The following is a 22,145-nucleotide window of genomic DNA, read 5'->3' as shown; positions in this document are numbered from 1 at the left end:
TCGGCGCGCTAGTCGTCTAATGCGCCGCAGCATCCCAGCTGCGGCCGTAACCCACCGACACCTCCAGCGGGACGTCGAGCGGGTACGCGCCGCCCATTTTGTCGCGTACCAGCGCCTCCAGCTCTTCTCGCTCGCCGGTGGCGACCTCTAACAGCAGCTCGTCGTGCACCTGCAGCAAAATCCGGGAGGACAGCCCGGCGTCCTTGATCGCCTTGTCGACCTGGAGCATCGCCACCTTGATGATGTCGGCCGCGCTGCCCTGAATCGGCGCGTTGAGCGCCGCCCGCTCGGCGGCCTCGCGCACCTGACGGTTGCTGCTGTCGAGTTCGGGCAGGTAGCGACGGCGGCCGAAGACCGTCGACGTGAAGCCGTCCTTGCGGGCCTGCTCCACGACGTCCATCAGGTAGTCGCGCACCCCGCCGAACCGGGCGAAGTATTGCTCCATCTGGTCTTTGGCTTCCTCGGTGGAGATTTTCAGCTGCGCGGAAAGCCCGTAGGCGCTCAATCCGTAGGCCAGGCCGTAGGACATCGCCTTGACCCGGCGGCGCAGCTCGGCGGTGACCTCTTCGATCGGCACGCCGAATGCCCGCGAGGCGACGAACGAGTGCAGGTCCTCGCCGGTGTTGAACGCCTCGATGAGGCCCGCGTCCTTGGACAGGTGGGCCATGATCCGCATCTCGATCTGGCTGTAGTCGGCGGTCATCAGCTCGCTGTAGCCGTCGCCGACGACGAACGCGTCGCGGATCCGCCGGCCCGCCTCGGTGCGGATCGGAATGTTCTGCAGGTTCGGCTCGGTCGACGACAATCTGCCGGTGGCGGCGATGGTTTGGTTGAACGTGGTGTGGATGCGCCCGTCCGAGGCCACCGAGTTCAGCAACCCGTCGACGGTGACTTTGAGCCGGGTGGCGTCGCGGTGCGTCAGCAGATGCTGCAGGAACGGATGGCCGGTCTTGTCGAAAAGCGATTGCAGCGCGTCCGCGTCGGTGGTGTAGCCGGTCTTGGTGCGCTTGGTCTTCGGCATCTCCAGCTCGTCGAAGAGCACCGTCTGCAACTGTTTTGGCGAGCCCAGGTTGATCTGCTTGCCGATCACCGCGTACGCCGCCTCGGCCGCGTCGCGGATCTGATGGGCGAAATCGCTTTGCAGCTCGTTGAGCAGCTCCAAATCGACAGCGATACCGGCATTTTCCATGCCAGCCAGCACCGCCTGCACCGGGAGCTCCATGCCGCTCAACAGCGACGTGGAGTTGATGCGGGCCAACTCCTCGTCGAGCGCGTCGGCCAGGTCGAGCACCGCGACGGCGCGCAGAATCAGTGTCTGCACCGCCTGGTCGTCGGCGCCCTCGTTGTCATCGAGCAGCGAAAGTTGTTGCTGTTCGGGATTTTCCGCGCGCAGCTCGCGGCGCAGGTAGCGCAGCGAAAGGTCGTCGAGGGCGAAGCTGCGCTGCCCGGGCCGCACCAGGTAGGCCGCCAGCGCGGTGTCGGAGGTGACGCCGGCCAGCGTCCAGCCCCGTCCGGCCAGGTCGTGCATCGCCAGCTTGGCCTCGTGCAGCGCCTTGGGCGGACCGGGGTCGGCAAGCCAAGACGCCAGCGCCGCTTCGTCTTCGGGATCCAGCGTCGCGGTGTCGATGTAGCGGCCCTCACCGTCGGCGGAGACGATGGCCAGCGCGGTGGCGTCGGCGTCGTAGGCCAGGTGCGTGCCGACGACGGCCAGGCCGAACCGCTTTCCGGAGCTGTGCTCGGCCAGCCACAAGGCGAGCTCGCCGGCTTCAAGCGCACCGCCGCGCACGTCGAAGCCCTCGTCGACCTCGGGCTCCACCGCGGCCAGGGTTTCGAACAACCGGTCCCGCAACACCCGGAACTCCAGGTCGTCGAAGAGCCGGTGAATCTGGTCGCGATCCCACGGCTGCAGCCGCAACGTGTCCGGGGTCTGGGCCAGCGGCACGTCTTTGACGAGGTCGGTCAGCTCGCGGTTGCGGATGACGCTGGCCAGATGTTCGCGCAGCGCGTCGCCCACCTTGCCGCGCACCGAATCGACGTTGTCGACCAGCGCCTGCAGCGACCCGTACTCGCCGATCCATTTGGAGGCGGTCTTCTCCCCCACGCCGGGAATGCCGGGCAGGTTATCGCTGGGATCGCCGCGCAGGGCGGCGAAGTCGGGGTACTGCTTGGGCGTCAGCCCGTATTTCTCGACGACGGCGTCCGGGGTGAAGCGGGTCAACTCGCTGACGCCCTTGCGGGGATACAGCACCGTCACGTTGTCGCTGACCAGCTGCAACGAGTCACGGTCGCCGGTGACCACCAGCACCCGGTAGCCCTCGTTTTCGGCCTGTGTGGCCAGCGTTGCGATCAGGTCGTCCGCTTCGAAACCCTCCTCGGCCAGCACCGTGATGCCCAATGCCGCGAGGACTTCCTTGGTGATGTCGATCTGGCCGCGAAACTCGTCGGGCGTCGCCGACCGATTGGCCTTGTACTCCGGGTAGCGCTCGGAGCGGAAGGTCTGCCGCGACACGTCGAACGCCGCGGCGATGTGCGTCGGGGCTTCGTCGCGCAGCAGGTTGATCAGCATGGCGGTGAAGCCGTAGACCGCGTTGGTGGTCAGCCCGCCGCGGGTTTTGAAGTTTTCGGCGGGCAGCGCATAGAACGCCCGAAACGCCAGCGAGTTGCCGTCCAGCAGCATCAGCGTCGGCGTGGTTTCTTCCTCGCTGGCCTTCGTCGTGGTTTTCGTGGCGGGCACGGCTCTCACTCTAAGCACCCGGTGTGACGGGCCAGGCGTCCCGACCGTGCCACCAGGAGAACTGCAACACGTTTCAGTTTTGAGTTTGGGCTGGGTAGTCTGGCCCAGTGCCAGAGGTCACCAGCCAAGAGCCCGCGATCGACGGGTGGTTCGCCACCGACTCGACTCCTGACGGGGCCGGTAGCCCCTATCTGATCGGCAGTAAGTGCCCCGAGTGCGGCACCTACGTCTTCCCGCCGCGAGAGAACAACTGCCCCAACCCGGCGTGCGCCAGCGACACCCTAGAGTCCGTCGCTCTGTCGACCCGGGGAACGCTGTGGAGCTACACCGAGAACCGGTACCCGCCCCCCGCGCCCTACCCGGCGGCGGACCCGTTCGAGCCGTTCGCCATCGCCGCGGTGGAGCTGGCCGACGAGGGCATCATCGTGCTCGGCAAGGTGGTCGAGGGCACCCTGGCCGCCGACCTGAAGGTCGGCATCGAGATGGAGCTGGCGACCATGACCCTGTTCACCGACGCCGACGGCGTCGAACGCCTCGTGCACGCGTGGAAGCGTGCCGACGACGATGCAGAGCGCAGCGATGAGGAGGAGCGGCACAAATGAGGATCGCGAAATGAGCGCTCCGGAACCGCTCTACATCCTCGGCGCCGGGATGCACCCGTGGGGCAAATGGGGCCGCGACTTCACCGAATACGGCGTGGTCGCCGCGCGCGCCGCGCTGGCCGAGGCGGGGCTGGACTGGCAGCAGATCCAGCTGGTCGCCGGCGCCGACACCATCCGCAACGGCTATCCGGGCTTCATCGCGGGGTCGACGTTCGCGCAGAAGCTCGGCTGGAACGGCGTGCCGGTCAGCTCCAGCTACGCGGCCTGCGCCAGCGGTTCGCAGGCGCTGCAGAGCGCCCGTGCCCACATCCTGGCGGGCTTCTGCGAGGTCGCGCTGGTGATCGGCGCCGACACCACCCCGAAGGGCGCGTTCGCCCCGGTCGGCGGCGAGCGCAAGAACGATCCCGACTGGCAGCGCTTCCACCTCATCGGTGCGATGAACCCCGTGTACTTCGCGCTGCTGGCGCGGCGCCGGATGGACCTCTACGGCGCGACGTCCGAGGACTTCGCCGCGGTGAAGGTGAAGAACTCCAAGCACGGCCTGCAGAACCCGAACGCCCGCTACCGCAAGGAATCTTCGGTCGAGGACGTGCTGGCGAGTCCGGTGGTCTCCGACCCGCTGCGGCAGCTCGACATCTGCGCCACCTCCGACGGCGCCGCGGCGCTGATCGTGGCCAGCGCCGAGTTCGCCCGCAAGCACCTCGGCTCACTCGAGGGCGTGCCGTCGGTGCGCGCGGTCAGCACGGTCACGCCGCGCTATCCGCAGCACCTGCCCGAATTGCCGGACATCGCAACGGATTCCACCGCTGTCGTGGCCGCACCGGAGCGGGTGTTCAAGGATCAGATCCTCGATGCGGCCTATGCCGAGGCGGGCATCGGGCCCGAGGACGTGAGCCTGGCCGAGGTCTACGACCTGTCCACCGCGCTGGAACTCGACTGGTACGAGCACCTGGGGTTGTGCGCCAAGGGCGAAGCGGAGGAGCTGCTGCGCAGCGGCGCCACCACGATCGGCGGGCGTGTCCCGGTCAACCCGTCGGGTGGGCTGGCGTGCTTCGGCGAGGCGATCCCCGCCCAGGCGATCGCTCAGGTCTGCGAGTTGACGTGGCAGCTGCGTGGCCAGGCCACCGGCCGGCAGGTGGAGAACGCCACCGTCGGGGTGACGGCCAACCAGGGCCTGTTCGGGCACGGCTCGTCGGTGATCGTCGCGCTTTAGGGCCTACGGCCGCCGGTGTTAAACCCTCAAGCGTCTTTGGACGGATCCAGGGTCTCCAGCACGACTTCGGCCACCCGTTTCATCGTGGTCCTGCGGTCCATGGCGGCCCGTTGAATCCACTTGAAGGCCTCGGGCTCGGTCATGCCCTGCTCGCTCTGCAGCAGCCCTTTCGCGCGCTCCACGAGCTTGCGTGTCTCCAGCCGGTCGGACAACGAGGCCACCTCGCGTTCGAGCTCGGCGATCTCGCTGAAGCGGGCGACGGCCAACTCGATGGCCGGGATGAGGTCGCTGATGGTGAACGGCTTCACCAGGTAGGCCATCGCCCCGGCGTCGCGCGCCCGCTCCACCAAGTCGCGTTGGCTGAACGCGGTCAGCACCACGATCGGGGCGATCCGCTTGCTGGCTATCTCCGAGGCCGCGTCGATGCCGTCACGGCGTGGCATCTTCACGTCCATGATCACCAGGTCCGGCTGATGGCGCTCGGCCAATTCGACGGCTTCCTGTCCGTCGCCGGCCTCCCCGACGATCTCGTACCCCTCCTCTCGGAGCATCTCGGCGAGATCCATTCGGATGAGCGCTTCGTCTTCAGCGATCAGGACCCGGCGCGGCACAGCGGCGTCGGTGTCGGTCGTGGGGCCTGTCATGACGCATATTGTGTCGTGATCGCCTCAGACCAGCGACCTCGGGGGCGGTGAGGCAGTTGAGCACTCATGATCCTCTATGGTGGGAGGCTGCCTCTAAGGTAAGAGGCCGCGCGCCCTCGTATCCCAACTGGCAGAGGAAACGGATTCAAAACCCGTCCAGTGTGAGTTCGAATCTCACCGAGGGCACCAGACACCGCGTGTACTTGGCGCGAGCCGCTGCCGCTTCCGGTACCAAAGTTGCGCCTCCGCGGGCCCCCCAAACCCGGCGGTCTGTTACTGCCGCCAAATACCGTCCAACGGTATGGATTCTGCGTATTTAATAAACTTCGCGCAATTATGAAAAGCATTGCATTCAGCACGAGCGCGATGAATTCATATTGCTTTTCCGCCCGCGCGCGGCCACGCGCGGAAATGCTTCCAGCACTGGCTTCGATCGAGAGAGCCAATGCTCGGGGATCCCCGTGCAGACCGGACCGTTGGGGTGGGCCTCACCCCTCGTCGAGGCCCACCGTCCGGTTCAGTCGCCGAATGATCGGGTGATGCAGACCTGGTCTGACGCAGAGACATTCAGCCCCGTGGCATCGTTGCCGATGGAGTCGCCGGCGACCCGGAGGAGCCAACTCGGCTCGCTACAGGCGGCACTACAGCCGTCCATGAGCACAGCGGTGAGGGCAAGGATTGACGCAAGAACGAATCTCCTGAGACCCGCCATCAGGCACCCCTTAGTCGAGGCGAACACGTGTCTAACAGCACTGCCGAACACGTGTTAAATAACCATAACGATCCATTCGCAAGCCCGATTACAACCCGATAACAAAGTTGTTATCAGACTCGGGAAACTTGCGGGAGCGAAAACGGCAATATTCATCCGGCGGCCGACAAAATTCGCTGCTCAGCGGTTAGGCTTACACCCGTGGCGGCCAAGAAGTGTGGTGCCCCACCAACACGCCTAGACGGCTCCTCGAAGCACCCGGACTGCGTGGCCGCGGTGCGGGCCCAGTCACGCGACCGCAATCAGCACTACGCCGACAGCGCCGCACGCCAGTACCGAGTGCTCACGATCGCGGCCTGGCTGGCCGTGGCAGTCTGCACCACTTTCGTCGTACTGCAGGTCGTTACCGGCGCCTGGATCTGGCAGATGCTGCTCCTCAATGTCGTCTCGGCGGTGATCTTCGCGTGTGTGCCGTGGCTGCACCGCTTCGGTGATCTGGTTGCACCGCTGACCTTCATCGGCGCCGCCTACGTCACGGTCTTCGCCACCTGCTGGGATTCGGGCACCGCCTCGGGTGCCCAGTTCTTCTTGGTGGTGGGCGCCTGCCTGGTGGTGCTGGTGCTGGGGCTTGATCACATCGTGTTGGCCGCAATCCTGGCGGCGATCGCCGCCGGCCTGATCATCGCCCTGGAATTCCTGGTTCCCCGCGATACCGGGCTGGTGCCGGCTTGGGCGCAGTCCATGATGTTCGTCGTCACCATCGTCTCCGCCTGCGTGATGGTGTTCATCACGGTGTGGTTCGCGCTGCGCGACACCCAGCGCGCCGAGGCGGTGATGGAATCCGAGTACGAGCGGTCGGAGGCGCTGCTGGCCAACATGCTGCCGGGCAGCATCGCCGAGCGTCTCAAAAGCGCGGACCGGAACGTGATTGCCGACAAGTACGACGAGGCCTCCGTCTTGTTCGCCGACATCGTCAGCTTCACCGAACGTGCCAGCAGCACCAGCCCGGCCGATTTGGTGCGGTTCCTCGACCTGCTGTACGGCGCCTTCGACGAGTTGGTGGACAGGCACGGTCTGGAGAAGATCAAGGTCAGCGGCGACTCCTACATGGTGGTCAGCGGGGTGCCGCGCGCGCGGCCGGATCACGCCTTCGCCCTGGCCGATTTGGCGCTCGACATGGCCAATATTGCTGCGGCACTGAAGGATCCGCATGGTCACGCGATCCCGTTGCGGATGGGCATGGCCTGCGGACCCGTCGTGGCCGGCGTCGTGGGTTCGCGCCGGTTCTTCTACGACGTGTGGGGTGACGCCGTCAACGTCGCGTCGCGGATGGAGTCCACCGATTCGGTGGGCCGAATTCAAGTGCCCGAGGCGATGTATGAACGCCTCAAACACGACTTCGTTCTGCAGGAGCGCGGCCGGATCGAGATCAAGGGCAAGGGCGTTATGCGCACCTGGTATCTAATCGGCCGCAAGGCAGGCGAAGAACCCACCGACCTGCGTGCCGAAGATCCGCGCACCGTCCACGTCTGACGAAAGTCCCTGTACCACGGCTCGCGTTTGTGCCAGACTGCGGCCATGACTATCTCCCCTGGCTCTGCTGGAACCCACCCCGTTCCAAGCTTGCTGCCGCATCTGTGGAAATCCGCTCTGCTGTCAGGAATTCTGTCTCTTGTCCTCGGTGTCCTGGTGCTGGCGTGGCCGGGAATTTCTATCCTGGTCGCCGCCGTCGCCTTCGGCGTTTATCTTTTGATCACCGGTATCGCGCAGGTTGTCTTTGCGTTCTCGCTTCACGTGTCGGCGGGCAGCCGGATCCTGCTGTTCATCAGTGGCGCAGCGTCGTTGATCCTGGCGTTGCTGGCCTTCCGCCATTTCGGCAAGGACCCCCTGACCGCAATCCTGTTGCTGGCCATCTGGATTGGCATCGGGTTCATCTTCCGCGGCGTCGGCACGACGGTTTCGGCCGTCAGTGACCCGCACCTGCCGGGCCGGGGCTGGAACATCTTCATCGGCGTGATCAGCCTGCTCGCCGGCATCGTCGTGCTGGCGTCGCCGTTCGCGTCGATTGTCACGTTGGCCTATGTGGTCGGTGCGTGGTTCGCGGTCATCGGCGTGTTCGAGATCATTTCGTCGTTCGGAATCCGCAAGGCGTCCAAAACCCTCACCGGCTGACAGGCCACCGGTAGCGGAGGCGCCGACTCATCTACTACACTCTGTCGTAGCCGTTGATCGGCCCTCCGCAGTCTCGGGAGATGACAGATGAATGTCGTCGATATTTCGCGGTGGCAGTTCGGTATCACAACCGTCTACCACTTCATCTTCGTGCCGCTCACCATCGGTTTGGCGCCGCTGATCGCCATCATGCAGACGGTGTGGGTGGCCACCCGCAACGCCGCGTGGTACCGACTGACTAAATTCTTCGGCAAGCTGTTCCTGATCAACTTCGCCATCGGCGTGGCGACCGGGATCGTCCAAGAGTTTCAGTTCGGGATGAACTGGTCGGAGTACTCGAAGTTCGTCGGCGACATCTTCGGTGCGCCACTGGCGATGGAGGGGTTGTTCGCCTTCTTCTTCGAGTCGACGTTCATCGGGCTGTGGATCTTCGGCTGGAGCCGGTTGCCGAAGCTGATACACCTGGCCTGCATCTGGATCGTGGCGTTCAGCGTCAACGCGTCGGCGTTCTTCATCATCGCGGCGAACTCGTTCATGCAGCACCCGGTCGGCGCGCATTACAACCCGGCGACGCGACGCGCCGAGCTGGACGACGTCTTCGCCCTGCTGTCCAATAACACTGCGCAAGCGGCGTTTTCGCACACCGTGGCCGGGTCGCTCCTGGTTGCGGGCACCTTCGTCGCCGCGGTCAGCGCGTGGTGGATGGTGCGCTCACGCAGGCAGGGGTCCACCACGCCCGAAGCGCAAACCGATGCCCGCACCATGTTTCGCCCGGCGGCCATCCTGGGCTGCGGGGTGGTGCTGCTCGCCACTGTCGGCCTGTTCTTCACCGGTGACCGGCAGGGCAAGCTGATGTTCGTCCAGCAGCCGATGAAGATGGCGTCGGCGGAGGCGTTGTGCCACACCCAGACCGACCCCGACTTCTCGGTGCTGACGATCGGAACGCACAACAACTGCGGCAGCGTCGCCGAGATCATCAAGGTGCACTACGTGCTGCCGTTCCTGGCCGAAGGCAAGTTCAGCGGCGTGACGCTGCGCGGGGTGGACGAGTTGCAGCAGGAGTATCAGCAGCGCTTCGGACCCGACGACTACCGGCCGAACCTGTTCGTCACCTACTGGTCCTTCCGGGCGATGATCGGATTCCTGGCGATCCCGGTGTTGTTCGCCCTGACCGTATTGTGGGTCACCCGCCGCGGGCGAACACCCAAGAGCCGCTGGATGTCCTGGTTCGCCCTGCTCACCATCCCCATGCCGTTCCTGGCCAACATATCGGGCTGGGTGTTCACCGAGATGGGCCGCCAGCCCTGGGTGGTGGCGCCCAATCCCACTGGGGACCAATTGATTCGGATGACTGTCCGCGAAGGGGTGTCGCATCACGTGCCCGGCATGGTCATCACCTCTCTGGTGACTTTCACCCTGGTCTACGCGGTGCTCGCGGTCCTCTGGTTCTTCTTGCTCAAGCGCTACACCGTCGAAGGGCCGCTGGAACACGACGCCGAACCCGCTCCCCCACAAGTGCCCAGCGATGACGAGGTGGCACCTCTGTCGTTCGCGTACTGACGAGGGCTTACCCGACGCCGAAAGGAGTTGCGACGGTGGGACTGCAGGAAGTGTGGTTCGGCATCATCGGGGTGCTGTTCCTGGGTTTCTTCATCCTCGAGGGCTTCGACTTCGGCGTGGGCATGTTGATGGAGCCGTTCGCCCGCGTCGGCATCGGCGAACCCGAACCGCTGCGCCGCACGGCGCTCAACACCATCGGACCGGTGTGGGATGGCAACGAGGTCTGGCTGATCGTCGGCGGCGCGGCGATGTTCGCCGCCTTCCCCGTGTGGTATGCCACCGTGTTCTCCATGCTGTACCTGCCGCTGCTGGCGATCCTTTTCGGCATGATCGTGCGCGCCGTGGCGATCGAGTGGCGCGGCAAGATCGATGACACCAAATGGCGCGGCTGGGCCGACGTCGCCATCGCGGCCGGGTCCTGGCTGCCGGCCGTCTTGTGGGGCGTCGCGTTCGCCGTCCTGGTGCGCGGACTCCCGGTCGAGGCCGACGGCCACATTCACCTCTCGATCACCGATGTGCTCAACGCCTACACCCTGCTGGGCGGCTTGGCCACCGCCGGACTGTTCTTGTTCTACGGCGCGACATTCGTCGCGTTGAAGACCTCCGGCGCCATCCGCGAGGACGCATACCGGTTCGGCGTCTGGCTATCGCTTCCGGTCACCGGACTGGTTGCGGCATTCGGCCTCTGGACGCAACTGGCTCATGGCAAGGGTTGGACCTGGCTGGTGCTGGCCGTGGCGGTGCTGGCTCAACTGGCGGCGGTGCTGCTGGTGTGGCGCCGGGCGTCCGACGGCTGGGCGTTCGCCTGCGTCGCGCTGGTCGTCGCGGCCGTGGTGATCCTGCTCTTCGGCTCGCTGTATCCGAACTTGGTGCCCTCGACGCTGAACAAGCAGTGGAGCCTGACCATCTACAACGCCTCCTCCACCCACTACACCCTCAAAGTCATGACATGGGTGACGGCGTTCATGGCCCCGCTGACCGTCATCTACCAAGCCTGGTCGTATTGGATCTTCCGGCAACGGATCTCGGCCGACCGGATACCCGCGCCGATCGGACTGGCAAGGCGCCCGTCCTGAGCGGCACGGACCGCACCAGCCGGGCGCCGCTAGACCCGAGACTGTGGCGAGCCTCGGCGGCGGTGCGCCGCTACCTCGTCGCCGTGGTGGGTTGCGGCGTGCTGATCTCCGGCTGCGCGATCGGATCGGCGATCGTCTTGGCGCACATCGTTGCCGGCGTCGTCGGCCAACCCGCCCCCCGGGGCCTGCATGTCTGGCTGGGTCCGCTGTCAATTCTGTTGGCGCTGTGGGTAGTCCGCGCGGTGACGCATTGGCTTCAGGCCCGGCTGGGGCAACGGGGAGCCAGCGCGGTCATCGCCGATCTGTCCGGCCAGGTGCTTGCCGCGGTGACCGCCAGGCAACCCAGCGAACTCGCGGCGGAACGCGACACCGCCGCTGTCGTGGTCACCCGCGGGCTGGATGGCTTGCGCCCCTACTTCACCGGTTACCTGCCGACGTTGATGCTCGCCGCGATCCTGACCCCGGCCACCGTCGCCGTGGTCGCGGCCTACGACCTGAAATCGGCGGTGGTCGTCGCGATTACACTGCCCCTGATACCGATCTTCATGGTGCTGATCGGACTGGCGACCGCCGACCGGTCGGCCGCGGCGCTGGCCGCGATGACCACGCTGCAGGCGCGGTTGCTGGACCTGATCGCCGGCATCCCCACCCTGCGGGCGCTGGGCCGCAGCTCGGGCCCCGAACATCGCATCGCCGAACTGGCCGCGGCGCACCGCCGCTCGGCCACGGCGACGCTGCGGATCGCGTTCCTGTCGGCCCTGGTGCTGGAGCTGCTGGCCACGCTCGGGGTGGCGTTGATCGCCGTCGGAATAGGCCTTCGACTGGTCTTCGGCGAGATGACACTGACCACGGGTTTGACCGTTCTGTTGCTGGCGCCGGACGTGTACTGGCCGCTGCGCCGGATCGGCGTGGAATTCCATGCCGCGCAAGACGGCAGGGCCGCCGCCGGTGCCGCGTTCGCGCTCATCGGCGAGCCGGCCGCGTCGACGGCCGGGACCCAGACGGTCATCGCGCGCGGCGCGCGGATCCGCCTCGACCATCTGACCGTGGATGGCCGCGACGGCCACGCACCGCACGATCTGAGCGCGGTCATCGAACCCGGGTCGGTGACCGTGCTGACCGGGCACAACGGCGCCGGCAAGAGCACCACCCTGCAGGCGATCGCCGGCATCAGCGTGCCGTCGTCGGGCCGGGTCGTCGTGGACGGCGTTGACGTCGCCGACCTGGAGCCGGCCGGCTGGTGGGCGCAGCTGTCCTGGCTCCCCCAGCAACCGGTGCTCGTGCCGGGCACCGTCGACGACAACCTGAAGCTGCTCGGAGATCTGCACGACGCCGAAAAGGCCTGTGCCGATTCTGGATTCGAGGCGGTGCTGGCCGAGCTGCCGAATGGCGGCGGCACCGCGCTCGGGCGCGACGGTGTCGGGCTGTCGTTGGGGCAGCGGCAACGGCTGAGTCTGGCCCGTGCGCTCGGCTCGACGGCCGCCGTGCTGTTGCTCGACGAGCCGACCGCGCACCTGGACGCGGCCACCGAGGAACGCGTCTTGCGGGCCATCGTCGAGCGGGCCCGGGCCGGTGCGACCGTGATCGTCGTCGGCCATCGTGCGCCGGTGGTGGCCATCGGCGACCGGGTCATCGAAGTCGTCGCCGACCGGGGGGTGCGTTATGCGTCAGCCTGATCCGCTCATCGGCGCTTTGATGCTGCTGCGCCCGCGGCTGCCCCGCATCCTGGCGGCGATTGCGCTCGGGGTGCTCTCGCTGGGTAGTGCGCTGGCCCTGGCCGGTGTTTCGGCATGGCTGATCACCCGGGCCTGGCAGATGCCGCCCGTGCTGGACCTGTCGGTGGCGGCGGTCGCGGTTCGGATGTTCGCGATCTCGCGTGGCGTGCTGCACTACTGCGAGCGACTGGCCACCCACGACGCGGCCCTGCGTGCGGCGGGCACCGCACGGGTACAGATCTACCGACGGCTGGCGCGCGGACCGGCGGCGGCCGCCGTGCGGCTGCAGAGCGGTGAACTGGTGGCGCGGGTGGGCGCTGACGTCGACGAGCTGGCCAACGTCCTAGTGCGCGCCCTGGTGCCGATCGGGGTCGCGGTGGTGCTGGCGTCGGCGGCAACCGCGGTCGTCGCGGCCATCTCACCGGCGGCGGCCCTGGTGCTGGCCGTCTGCCTGCTGATCGCCGGCTTGGTCGCGCCCCGGATCGCCGGCCGAGCCGCCGCAGCCCAGGAAGACGTTGCGCGGCAGCATCATTCCGAACGCGACACGTCCGCGATGGCCGCCCTCGAACATGCCCCCGAGCTTCGGGTCGCCGGCCTGCTACCCGATGTCATCGCCGAATCACAACGCCGGCAACGCGCTTGGGGCGATGCCCTGGACGCCGCCGCCAAACCGGCGGCCATTGCCGAGGCGATGCCGACCGCCGCGATCGGGGCGAGCGTGCTGGGGGCGGTGGTGTGCGGGATCGGGTTGGCGCACGCGGTCGCGCCCACCACGCTGGCCGTGCTGATGCTGCTGCCGCTGTCCGCCTTCGAGGCGATGACGCCGTTACCGGCCGCCGCGGTCCAACTGACGCGGTCGCGGATCGCCGCGCGCCGCCTGCTCGAGCTGACCCCGCCCGGACCCGGGTTCGCGACGGCGAGCGCACCCTTAGGCACCGGGCGGTTGTCGGCCGACGTGCATTCCGGTCATGACGGCGCGGCACGCTTGACTCGGATAGCGGTGGATCTGCCGCCGGGTGCGCGGCTGGCCGTCACGGGCGCCAGCGGTTCCGGCAAGACGACGCTATTGATGACGCTCGCCGGCCTGCTGCCGCCCCTGGACGGGCGGGTGACGCTGAACGGTACCGCCGTGAACGAGTTCGGCGAGGCCGACTTACGCAGCGCGATCGGGTTTTTCGCCGAGGACGCCCATATTTTCGCCACCACCATCCGCGACAACCTGTTGGTCGCCCGCGGAGACTGTCCCGACGACGAATTGACGGCAGCACTGGACGCGGTCGGCCTGGGCGCCTGGCTTGCCCGTCTGCCCGACGGCTTGTCCACGGTGCTCACCGCTGGGGCGCAAGCCCTTTCGGCCGGTCAGCGCAGAAGGCTGTTGCTGGCCCGGGCGGTGATCTCGCCCACGCGGATCGTGCTGCTCGACGAGCCCACCGAACACCTCGATGCCACCGACGCCGAACAGGTTCTCCGCGACCTGTTGGCCCCGGATTCGCGGTTGATGTCCGCACAGCGGACGGTGGTGGTGGCGACGCACCACCTGCCCGAGGGACTGGGCTGTCGGCAACTACGCGTCGATGACGAGGTGGCGCGGGCGGACTCAGAGGTGTCGCCGGCGCGGCATGAACTCCAGCGACAGCAGCACGAACAGTAGCGGGACGATCTGCGTCATGGAGATCACCGCGTAGCGCCGGGCGTCCAGCGCGTGCCACTTGCGCACATACCGGTACAACGACTCGAGCGCGATCAACGGGTCGAGAATGTGGATCAACCGGTAGAAGACGCGCTGCGTCCAGCCGCGGTTCTTGTCGTCGAAAATCTCCGGGAACGCGGCAAACGCAAGCGATACCCGCTGCGCCCCGGTCTTTTTGCCGGCCATGATCATGTCGACGCTGAGCCGCTCGTCGAGGCCGTTGGGGGCGCTCCGCCGGCGCCACGGTACATCGAGGGTGATGTCGCTGCCCTCGCCGCCCGTGGCGTACCGGTGGAACGCCTGCACCGTGCCCGCTTTGTCTCGGGCGATGATGAGCTGGATTCCCGGGAAGCGCCCCTCCAGCACGCCGTCGAGATTCATGTGGAATCCGCGATCGGCGTGGGCCCCCTTGGATGACTCGCGCACCACCTCGGTCAGCTCGGCCAGCAGCTTGTCGTCGAGTTCCTGCTCCGACACGATTTCCGTTGTCACGCCGCAATTGTGGGTGCGCTTCACCGCCTGGCGCAGGTTGCGGAACTGGCGGCCCACCATGTCGAAGCCGGACACATCGACCACCACATCGCGGCCAATCGGTATGGGCCGCAACGATTGTCCCACGACCGTCGAATCGGTCCACAGGCCAAGTCGCCGCTCGCCGCATCCCACCACGGCGATGCGCCATCCGTGGGCGTGGCAGGTGGCGACGAAATCGGCAACCAGTTCCGGGAAGTGGGCCTCGTCACCGATCGGGTCACCGCTGACCACGGCGATTCCCATCCGCGTCCGGTAGGCCAGCGCCGCGCTGCCGTCGGCGGTGAACTGATAGCTCTTGCCGGTCTGCATGGTGAACGGCGCGAGCGCGTCGCCGCCGGTCGCGTTGATCAGCTTCCAGACACGCGGCAGGTCACCGGGCCGCGGATACGAGGTCGTCGGCCACATCAACGCCATGCCCGAGCTTGCGATCACCAGGTCACCGAGCAAATCGAACGACAGCACATGCAGGCCCAGTCCCGCCAGCACGAAAAAGGCGGCGGCGGCGGCGTGCAAGGTCGTCACGGGCCGGCCGAGGAAGATGCCGCGAGCCATCCAGGCCACCGCGACCAGCACGGTCAGCGACCAGGCCAACCGGTCGGTGTAGTTCCAGCTCGGGTGGCTGTGGTGCCGGGCGAGGATCTCGATGAGCCAGCATGCCGCGCCGAACAGCGCCAACGCGCCGATCAAGCGGACCGCGAGCGAATCGACCGACACGACAACGCGTTCGCGCGCGCGGGGTCTTGCTGCCGTGACGTCCACCACTGGCCCGTTCACAATCACCTCCCGATGCGCTGACACCAGCTGGGCGGGTTGAGATCACCGCCTCTGCACCGAATACCCGACTACGTCAACGCTACGCCCGATCACGGCCGTTTAGGGAACGGATTCGCGCGGAGATTTCGTAGCTATTAGGTCACGTTTTGTCGGCCGGAAGATGGGAAGTATTTCAGCACGCCTTCTTGCACTACCGTGGCGAGCAGTTGCCCGGATCGGTCGAAGAAGTGTCCGGTGCCCAGTCCCCGCGAATCGGCCGCCACCGGCGACGATGTTGAGTACAACACCCAGTCGTTGAAGTTGACCTGCCGGTGAAACCAAATGGAATGATTGGCCGAGGCGGCGAATATGCGGTCGAATCCCCAGGAAAGTCCGTGTGTGGTGATAACCGAGTCCAATACCGTGGTGTCCGACGAATACACCATTGTCGCCGTGTGCAATACGGGGTCGTCGGGAACTTCTCCCAAAGCCTTGACCCAGACCCGATTGTGCGGGAGCCGATCGCCCTTCGTGCGCATCACCCAGGCAGGGTCGTTGGTGTAACGCCACTCGATGGGCTGCAGGGCGTTGACGAAGTGTGGAACGGTTTCTTCGTAGCCACGCAGGAGTTCACCGATGGTGGGCTGCGTGTGCGGGTCAGCCACCTCCGGCGGCTCGACGCCGTGTTCCAGGCCGCGGCCGCCGGCCATGTAGGAGACCAGGGCCGTAGACAGCAGCATGCCGTCTTGCATCGCGTCGACGCGCCGATTGGCGAAGCGGCGCTCGTCGCGCAGCCGCGTCACGCGGAATTCGATGTCCTTGGTGGTGTCTCCCCCGTTGATGAAGTGCACCGACAGCGCGCCCGGCGGCAGGTCGTCGCGAACCAGGCTGCGGCTGCTCGCGACGAACGACTGCGACATGAGCTGACCGCCGAAGGTCCGCATGGGATTCTTGCTGGGATGCGAGCCGATGAACACGTCGTCGTCGACGCGGTGGAGGTCGAGTGTCGCCAGCAGCTCCGCGAAGTCCGGATGGGTCTGTGTCGCGGGTTCGTCAACCGCATTCGGCTCTTGAGACTCACAGCCGGCCGGCACACGCTCTCCTCTAGTTAGACGTCGTCCTCCCCGATCCGATGCACATGGATGAGGTTGGTTGACCCTACTGTGCCAGGTGGCGCGCCGGCGACGATGACCACCAGGTCGCCACGCCTGTAGCGGCCGAGTTCCAGCAGCGACTTGTCGACCTGGCGGATCATGCCGTCGGTGGAGGTCATCATCGGGACGATGAACGTTTCGGTGCCCCAGGTCATGGCCAGCTGGCTGCGCACCTCGGGCCACGCGGTGAAGGCGAGCAGCGGCAGCGGGGTGTGCAGGCGCGCGAGGCGCTTGACCGTGTCGCCGGACTGGGTGAAAGCGACCAGCGCCTTGGCGTCGAGCCGCTCACCGATGTCGCGGGCCGCATACGAGATCACGCCGCGCTTGGTGCGCGGCACGTGCGTCAGCGGCGGCGCGGCCGTGGAGTTGTCCTCGACCGCGCAGATGATGCGCGCCATGGTCCGAACGGCCGCCAGCGGATGCTTCCCCACCGAGGTTTCCCCGGACAACATCACCGCGTCGGCGCCGTCCAGGACGGCGTTGGCGACGTCGGAGGCCTCAGCCCGGGTCGGCCGTGAGCTCTCGATCATCGAATCGAGCATCTGGGTCGCCACGATCACGGGTTTCGCATTCTCCCGGGCCATCTGGATGGCCCGCTTCTGCACCAGTGGGACCTCTTCCAGGGGCAGCTCGACGCCCAGGTCGCCGCGTGCCACCATGATCGCGTCGAAGGCCAGCACGATGGCCTCCAGATTGTCGACGGCCTCCGGCTTCTCCAGCTTCGCGATCACCGGCACCCGCCGGCCGACCCGGTCCATCACCTCGTGCACCAACTCGACGTCCGAGGGCGAACGCACGAATGAGAGCGCGACCAGGTCGACACCGAGCTCGAGCGCGAAGGTGAGATCATCGATGTCCTTCTCCGACAAGGCCGGTGCGGACACGTTCATGCCGGGCAGCGAGATGCCCTTGTTGTTGCTGACCGGCCCGCCCTCGACGACCGTGCAGATGACGTCGTCACCCTCGATGCCTTCGATCACCAGGCCGACCTTGCCGTCATCGACCAGGATCCGGTCGCCGACGGCGGCGTCCTCGGCCAGCTTCTTGTAAGTGGTCGACACCCGGTCGTGGTCGCCCTCGCAGTCGGCGACGGTGATCCGCACCGTTTCGCCGTCGGCCCAGTACGTGGGCCCGGTCGCGAAACGCCCCAGCCTGATCTTGGGGCCCTGCAGGTCGGCGAGCACGCCGACGGCGCGGCCCGTGGCGTCGGAAGCGGACCTGACGCGCTCGCAGGCGGCCTTGTGATCGGAGTAGTCGCCGTGGCTGAAGTTCAGCCTTGCGACGTCCATTCCGGCCTCAACCAGGGCCAGGATCGATTCATCCGAATTGGTCGCAGGGCCAAGGGTGCAGACGATCTTTCCGCGTCTACTCACGCCGACCCAGCATAGTCGCTGTAACCCGCACGGCCCGCAGATAGCGCCCGCCGCGCAGTGTGCTTTTACCCACCAAGAACGGTGGGAAACAAGGGGAAGGCGGGCAGGTTACGCAGCACGGTCCACGCGATCGTCGCAATTACGACGGTCAGCAACGCGGCCCTGGGCGGCAACCCCTTGCCGCGGGCGCGGCGCACCAGCAGCCATGCGGCCAGCAGCGGGATTCCTACCAGCAGGAAGACGTTGTCGTGGACGCCGGCCATCAGGTCGCCGTGCAGCACGTCGTGCGTCATCCGCAGCCCGCCGCAAAACGGGCAATTCCAGCCGGTGAGCCATTTGAACGGACACGTCGGGTAGATCGCACTCGGGCTGTGCGGGTCGGCCAGCGCGACGTAGCCGAGCGCGCCACCCAGCGCCACGCCGGTCCCGGCCGCGATGGAGAGGCGATGGCGCCGCAGGCCGCGCGGGTGGTGTTGCGCGGGTGGACGAGGTTGCCTCATCTAGCCGCCGACCTCGCGTTGGTCACGCTTCTCAGCATGCCAGATCCGTTGCGCCCCGAGCGGTGACATCGGGGCACGCCGGTGGTTACCGGCCCGACAGCCGGTTCCTCAGTCGCGAGCCCCATCGCCGACGGGTTTCTGGCTGGGTTGGGCTCGTTGCGGCTTCGGGCTTCTCGGGTTCGGGTGTCTCGGCCTCCGGTGTCTCGGCGGCCGGCTCGTCTTCCGTTGCGGCCTCCGGCTCTTCGGCCTCGGCTTCGGGCTCGGCCTCTTCCGCTTCCGCTTCCTCGGCTTCCGACTCCTCGGCTTTCACTTGGGGCTCTTCGGCTTCCGGCTCTACGGCTTCGGGCTCTTCGGCTTCGGCTTCCGGCTCTACGGCTTCGGGCTCTTCGGCTTCGGCTTCAGGCTCCTCCGCTTCGGAATCCTCAGTTTCGACATCTTCCGTTTCGACCTCTTCAGGCTCGGCCTCGGCTTCCGTCTCGTCGGATTCCGCTTCCGCCTCGGCCTCTTCGGACTCCTCGACCTTGGGCTGGTCGGCCTCGGGCTCTTCGACCTCGGCCGCGCTGGGCTCCGCCTCGATGGCCTCCGCCGAGTCCGCCACCGGTTCTTCGGCTTCCGCATCGGCGGCGGCGGTTTCGTCAGCTTCCGCCGTCCCCAGCGACGATGTCGGCGCATCGGCTGCCGCGACGCCCGCAGCGCCCGCCGCGGTCGTCGCTGCGGCCACCGTCGCGGGCTCCTCCTCCGGTTCGGCTTCGGCCTCCTCCTCGTCGAGGTACTGGTTGCCGCGCAGGCTCTCGGGATCTTCGCGGCCCTTCGGCGCCGCCATCAGATACACCACGGCCCCGATGAACACGAAAGTCGATGTGAACGAGTTGATCCGGATGCCGGCGATGTGGGTGGCGGTGTCGTCGCGCAGCAACTCGACACAGAACCGCCCCACGCAATAGCCCGCCGCGTACAGGGCGAACAGCCGGCCGTGGCCCAGTGTGAAGCGCCGGTCCGCATAGATCAGCGCGACGAAAATCAGGAGGTTCCAGATCAATTCGTAGAGGAAGGTCGGCTGCACCACGAACGCGATCTGGCCCGTCGAGACGCCATCCAGCGAGTGCGGGTCGATGTAACCCGAGGGGTCTCGGCGGTAGAAGACCTCCATGCCCCACGGCAGCGTGGTTTCGCGACCGTAGAGCTCCTGGTTGAAGTAATTGCCGAGCCGGCCGATGGCCTGCGCCAGAATGATTCCCGGGGCCAGCGCGTCGGCGAAGGCCGGAAGCGGAATCCCATGCCTGCGGCAGCCGATCCAGGCGCCGACGGCGCCGAGCGCCACCGCGCCCCAAATGCCCAAGCCGCCGTCCCAGATCCGTACGGCCGCCCCGAATCCGGCACCACCGGGGCCCCAATAAGTGCGCCAGTCGGTGGCCAAGTGATAGAGCCGGCCACCGATCAAGCCGAACGGCACCGTCCACAGGGCGATGTCGTAGATCACGCCGCGCTCACCGCCGCGTGCCTCCCAGCGCCGGTCACCGATCAGCAGTGCGGCCACGATGCCGGCGATGATGAACAGCGCATAGGCCCGGATTGGCAGCGGGCCGAGGTGCCACACGCCCTGTGGCGGGCTCGGGAAATAGGCCAGTAGCTTCGTCACGAGGCGGCCGCCCTCTGACGAACACCGGCGGCGAGTTCCTCAGTCAGTGCACGCAATGCAGTCACCCCCCCGTCCCCCAGTGCCGATACCAGCGCGGACCCGACAATGACACCATCGGCGTAGCTGCCGATCTGGGCGGCCTGCTCTCGCGAGCGCACCCCCAGACCGACACCGACGGGTATGTCGGAGACCTCCTTGACCCTGCTCACCAACTCGGGCGCGGCGTTGGACACCACGTCGCGCGCCCCGGTCACGCCCATCGTCGAGGCCGCGTAGACGAATCCACGCGACGCGTCGACCGTCATCGCCAACCGCTGCGGCGTCGAGGACGGCGCCACCAAAAAGATCCGGTCCAACCGGTGCTCGTCGGAGGCCGCCAACCACTGCTCGGCTTCGTCGGGGATGAGATCCGGCGTGATCAGGCCGAACCCGCCCGCGGATGCCAGATCCCGGGCGAACGCGTCAACCCCGTAGCGCAGCACCGGGTTCCAGTAGGTCATCACCACGGCGCGGCCGCCGGCCGCGCTGATCGCCTCGACCGCGGCAAGGGTGTCGCGAACGCGCACTCCCCCGTGCAGCGCGATCTCGGTGGCCTTGGCGATGGTCGGGCCGTCCATGCCCGGGTCCGAATAGGGAACCCCGACTTCGATTATGTCGCAACCCGATTCGACCAGTGCCGTCATCCCCTTCATCGACGTCGGCACGTCGGGGTAACCGGTGGGAAGGTAGCCGATCAGCGCCGCGCGGTTGTCCTTGCGGCAGTCATCGAAGATCGACTCGAGCTTGCCCGCTTCGCTGTGTTTGACCGTCATCGATCGCTGGATCCCAACAGCCCGAACCACTTCGCAGCGGTCTCGACGTCCTTGTCGCCGCGCCCGGACAGGTTCACCACGATGATCGCGCCCTGCCCCAACTCGGGGCCCAATTTCAGCGCACCCGCCACGGCGTGCGCGGATTCGATGGCCGGGATGATTCCCTCCGTGCGGCACAGGACCCGGAATGCATCCATCGCCTCGGAGTCGGTGATCGGACGGTACTCGGCGCGGCCCGTCTCGCGCAGATACGCATGTTCTGGACCAACTCCCGGATAGTCGAGACCCGCTGAGATGGAATGGGATTCGATGGTCTGCCCGTCCTCGTCCTGCAGCAGATACGAGAACGATCCCTGAAACGCGCCGGGCGAGCCGCCGCTGAAGGTCGCGGCGTGCCTGCCGGTTTCGACGCCGTCGCCGGCCGCCTCGAATCCGACCAGCCGCACATTCGGATCGTCGATGAACGGGTGGAAGATCCCGATGGCGTTGGAACCGCCGCCGATGCAGGCCACCACGGCGTCGGGCAACCGGCCCGCCTGGGCCTGGATCTGGGCGCGCGCCTCGAGGCCGATGATCCGCTGAAAGTCGCGCACCATGGCTGGAAAGGGATGCGGGCCGGCCGCGGTGCCGAAGCAATAGAAGGTGTTGTCGGCGTTGGTAACCCAATCCCGGAACGCCTCGTTGATGGCGTCCTTGAGCGTCCTGGAACCACTTTCCACCGAGACGACCGTCGCTCCCAGCAGGCGCATCCGCGCCACGTTGAGCGCCTGACGCTCGGTGTCCACCGCCCCCATGTAGATCACGCACTCCAGGCCGAGCAAGGCGCACGCGGTGGCGGTCGCGACGCCGTGCTGACCGGCCCCTGTCTCGGCGATCACTCGCTTCTTGCCCATCCGTTGGGCCAGCAACGCCTGGCCGAGCACGTTGTTGATCTTGTGAGAACCGGTGTGGTTCAGGTCTTCTCGCTTGAGGAAGATGCGCGCGCCGGCTTGTTCGGACAGCCGGCGGGCCTCGTAAAGGGGCGACGGCCGGCCGGCGTAGTTCGCCTGCAGGTAATCCAGCGTGTCCAGGAAATCCTGGTTGACACGTTCCTTCTCGTAGGCCGCGGTGACCTCTTCGATCACGGCCATCAACGCCTCGGCGACGTAGCGGCCGCCGTACACACCGAAATGGCCACCCGCATCGGGTTCGTGGCGGGTGGGTTCGGCGATGGCTGCGCTCGCGAGCGGAAGGTCCGGGCGGGACAGGTCCACCATCACCAA

The 22,145-nt window shown here is 66.9% G+C and carries 15 protein-coding genes, 1 tRNA gene and 2 pseudogenes; 9 read left to right on the top strand and 9 right to left on the bottom strand.

Annotated elements, in window-relative coordinates:
- Window positions 1-16 precede the first annotated feature (16 nt).
- Complete coding sequence (polA, locus tag B8W69_RS02430; RefSeq protein ID WP_165762539.1) at window positions 17-2,677, bottom strand: DNA polymerase I; 2,661 nt, start codon at window positions 2,675-2,677, stop codon at window positions 17-19.
- Window positions 2,678-2,841: 164 nt separating this feature from the next.
- Here polA and B8W69_RS02425 point away from each other — a divergent pair, with 164 nt between their 5' ends.
- Window positions 2,842-3,336: a Zn-ribbon domain-containing OB-fold protein gene (locus B8W69_RS02425; protein ID WP_085288413.1), complete on the top strand. Its 495-nt coding sequence runs from the start codon at window positions 2,842-2,844 to the stop codon at window positions 3,334-3,336.
- A gap of 10 nt (window positions 3,337-3,346) precedes the next feature.
- Window positions 3,347-4,549: a lipid-transfer protein gene (locus B8W69_RS02420; RefSeq protein ID WP_085288412.1), complete on the top strand. Its 1,203-nt coding sequence runs from the start codon at window positions 3,347-3,349 to the stop codon at window positions 4,547-4,549.
- Window positions 4,550-4,575: 26 nt separating this feature from the next.
- Here B8W69_RS02420 and B8W69_RS02415 read toward each other — a convergent pair whose 3' ends face one another.
- A complete protein-coding gene (locus tag B8W69_RS02415) occupies window positions 4,576-5,193 on the bottom strand; it encodes a two-component system response regulator PdtaR (RefSeq protein WP_085288411.1) in 618 nt (205 codons plus the stop codon).
- Between the two features lie 112 nt (window positions 5,194-5,305).
- Between B8W69_RS02415 and B8W69_RS02410 the strand changes: the two genes are divergently transcribed.
- The 7 genes and pseudogenes from B8W69_RS02410 (at window position 5,306) to cydC (ending at window position 14,113) form a co-directional block, all read left to right on the top strand.
- Window positions 5,306-5,382 (top strand) — tRNA-Leu (locus tag B8W69_RS02410).
- Window positions 5,383-6,106: 724 nt separating this feature from the next.
- A complete protein-coding gene (locus tag B8W69_RS02400) occupies window positions 6,107-7,438 on the top strand; it encodes an adenylate/guanylate cyclase domain-containing protein (protein WP_085288409.1) in 1,332 nt (443 codons plus the stop codon).
- A 27-nt stretch (window positions 7,439-7,465) separates the two neighbouring features.
- Window positions 7,466-8,077, top strand: coding sequence for an HdeD family acid-resistance protein (locus tag B8W69_RS02395; protein WP_439330577.1), 612 nt, complete (start codon window positions 7,466-7,468; stop codon window positions 8,075-8,077).
- 87 nt (window positions 8,078-8,164) lie between these two features.
- Window positions 8,165-9,637: a cytochrome ubiquinol oxidase subunit I gene (locus tag B8W69_RS02390; RefSeq protein WP_085288407.1), complete on the top strand. Its 1,473-nt coding sequence runs from the start codon at window positions 8,165-8,167 to the stop codon at window positions 9,635-9,637.
- Between the two features lie 35 nt (window positions 9,638-9,672).
- Complete coding sequence (gene cydB / locus B8W69_RS02385) at window positions 9,673-10,713, top strand: cytochrome d ubiquinol oxidase subunit II (protein WP_085288406.1); 1,041 nt, start codon at window positions 9,673-9,675, stop codon at window positions 10,711-10,713.
- Between the two features lie 62 nt (window positions 10,714-10,775).
- On the top strand, window positions 10,776-12,389 hold the full coding sequence (cydD, locus tag B8W69_RS02380) for a thiol reductant ABC exporter subunit CydD (protein ID WP_085288405.1): 1,614 nt from the start codon (window positions 10,776-10,778) through the stop codon (window positions 12,387-12,389).
- A pseudogene (cydC, locus tag B8W69_RS02375) lies at window positions 12,376-14,113 on the top strand (thiol reductant ABC exporter subunit CydC). The gene cydD and the pseudogene cydC overlap by 14 nt, the downstream one beginning before the upstream one ends.
- 2 nt (window positions 14,114-14,115) lie before the next feature.
- On the opposite strand, the pseudogene B8W69_RS31180 reads toward cydC, so the two are convergent.
- The 7 genes and pseudogenes from B8W69_RS31180 to trpB all read right to left on the bottom strand — a co-directional run.
- Window positions 14,116-15,057 (bottom strand): annotated as a pseudogene (locus B8W69_RS31180) (bifunctional lysylphosphatidylglycerol flippase/synthetase MprF); the annotation flags it as partial.
- Between the two features lie 503 nt (window positions 15,058-15,560).
- Window positions 15,561-16,421, bottom strand: a complete 861-nt coding sequence (locus B8W69_RS02365) for an acyl-CoA thioesterase II (RefSeq protein ID WP_110881820.1) — start codon at window positions 16,419-16,421, stop codon at window positions 15,561-15,563.
- A 92-nt stretch (window positions 16,422-16,513) separates the two neighbouring features.
- The gene (pyk, locus tag B8W69_RS02360; protein WP_085288403.1) at window positions 16,514-17,932 is read right to left on the bottom strand and encodes a pyruvate kinase; all 1,419 of its coding nucleotides are present in this window, start codon (window positions 17,930-17,932) and stop codon (window positions 16,514-16,516) included.
- Between the two features lie 65 nt (window positions 17,933-17,997).
- A complete protein-coding gene (locus B8W69_RS02355) occupies window positions 17,998-18,351 on the bottom strand; it encodes a DUF2752 domain-containing protein (RefSeq protein ID WP_342744671.1) in 354 nt (117 codons plus the stop codon).
- 166 nt (window positions 18,352-18,517) lie between these two features.
- Window positions 18,518-20,071, bottom strand: coding sequence for a prolipoprotein diacylglyceryl transferase (locus tag B8W69_RS02350; RefSeq protein ID WP_085288401.1), 1,554 nt, complete (start codon window positions 20,069-20,071; stop codon window positions 18,518-18,520).
- Window positions 20,068-20,883, bottom strand: coding sequence for a tryptophan synthase subunit alpha (gene trpA, locus B8W69_RS02345; protein ID WP_085288400.1), 816 nt, complete (start codon window positions 20,881-20,883; stop codon window positions 20,068-20,070). The genes B8W69_RS02350 and trpA overlap by 4 nt, the downstream gene beginning before the upstream one ends.
- Entirely contained in the window at window positions 20,880-22,142 is a 1,263-nt protein-coding gene (gene trpB, locus B8W69_RS02340; RefSeq protein WP_181447324.1) for a tryptophan synthase subunit beta, read from the bottom strand. Before trpB ends, trpA begins: the two co-directional genes overlap by 4 nt.
- Window positions 22,143-22,145: the final 3 nt, after the last annotated feature.

The organism is Mycolicibacterium vulneris, assembly GCF_002104765.1.
Classification (GTDB): Bacteria; Actinomycetota; Actinomycetes; order Mycobacteriales; family Mycobacteriaceae; genus Mycobacterium; species Mycobacterium vulneris.
The sequence above is the reverse complement of the archived record's forward strand: the minus strand, read 5'-3'. Positions and strand labels throughout refer to the sequence as shown.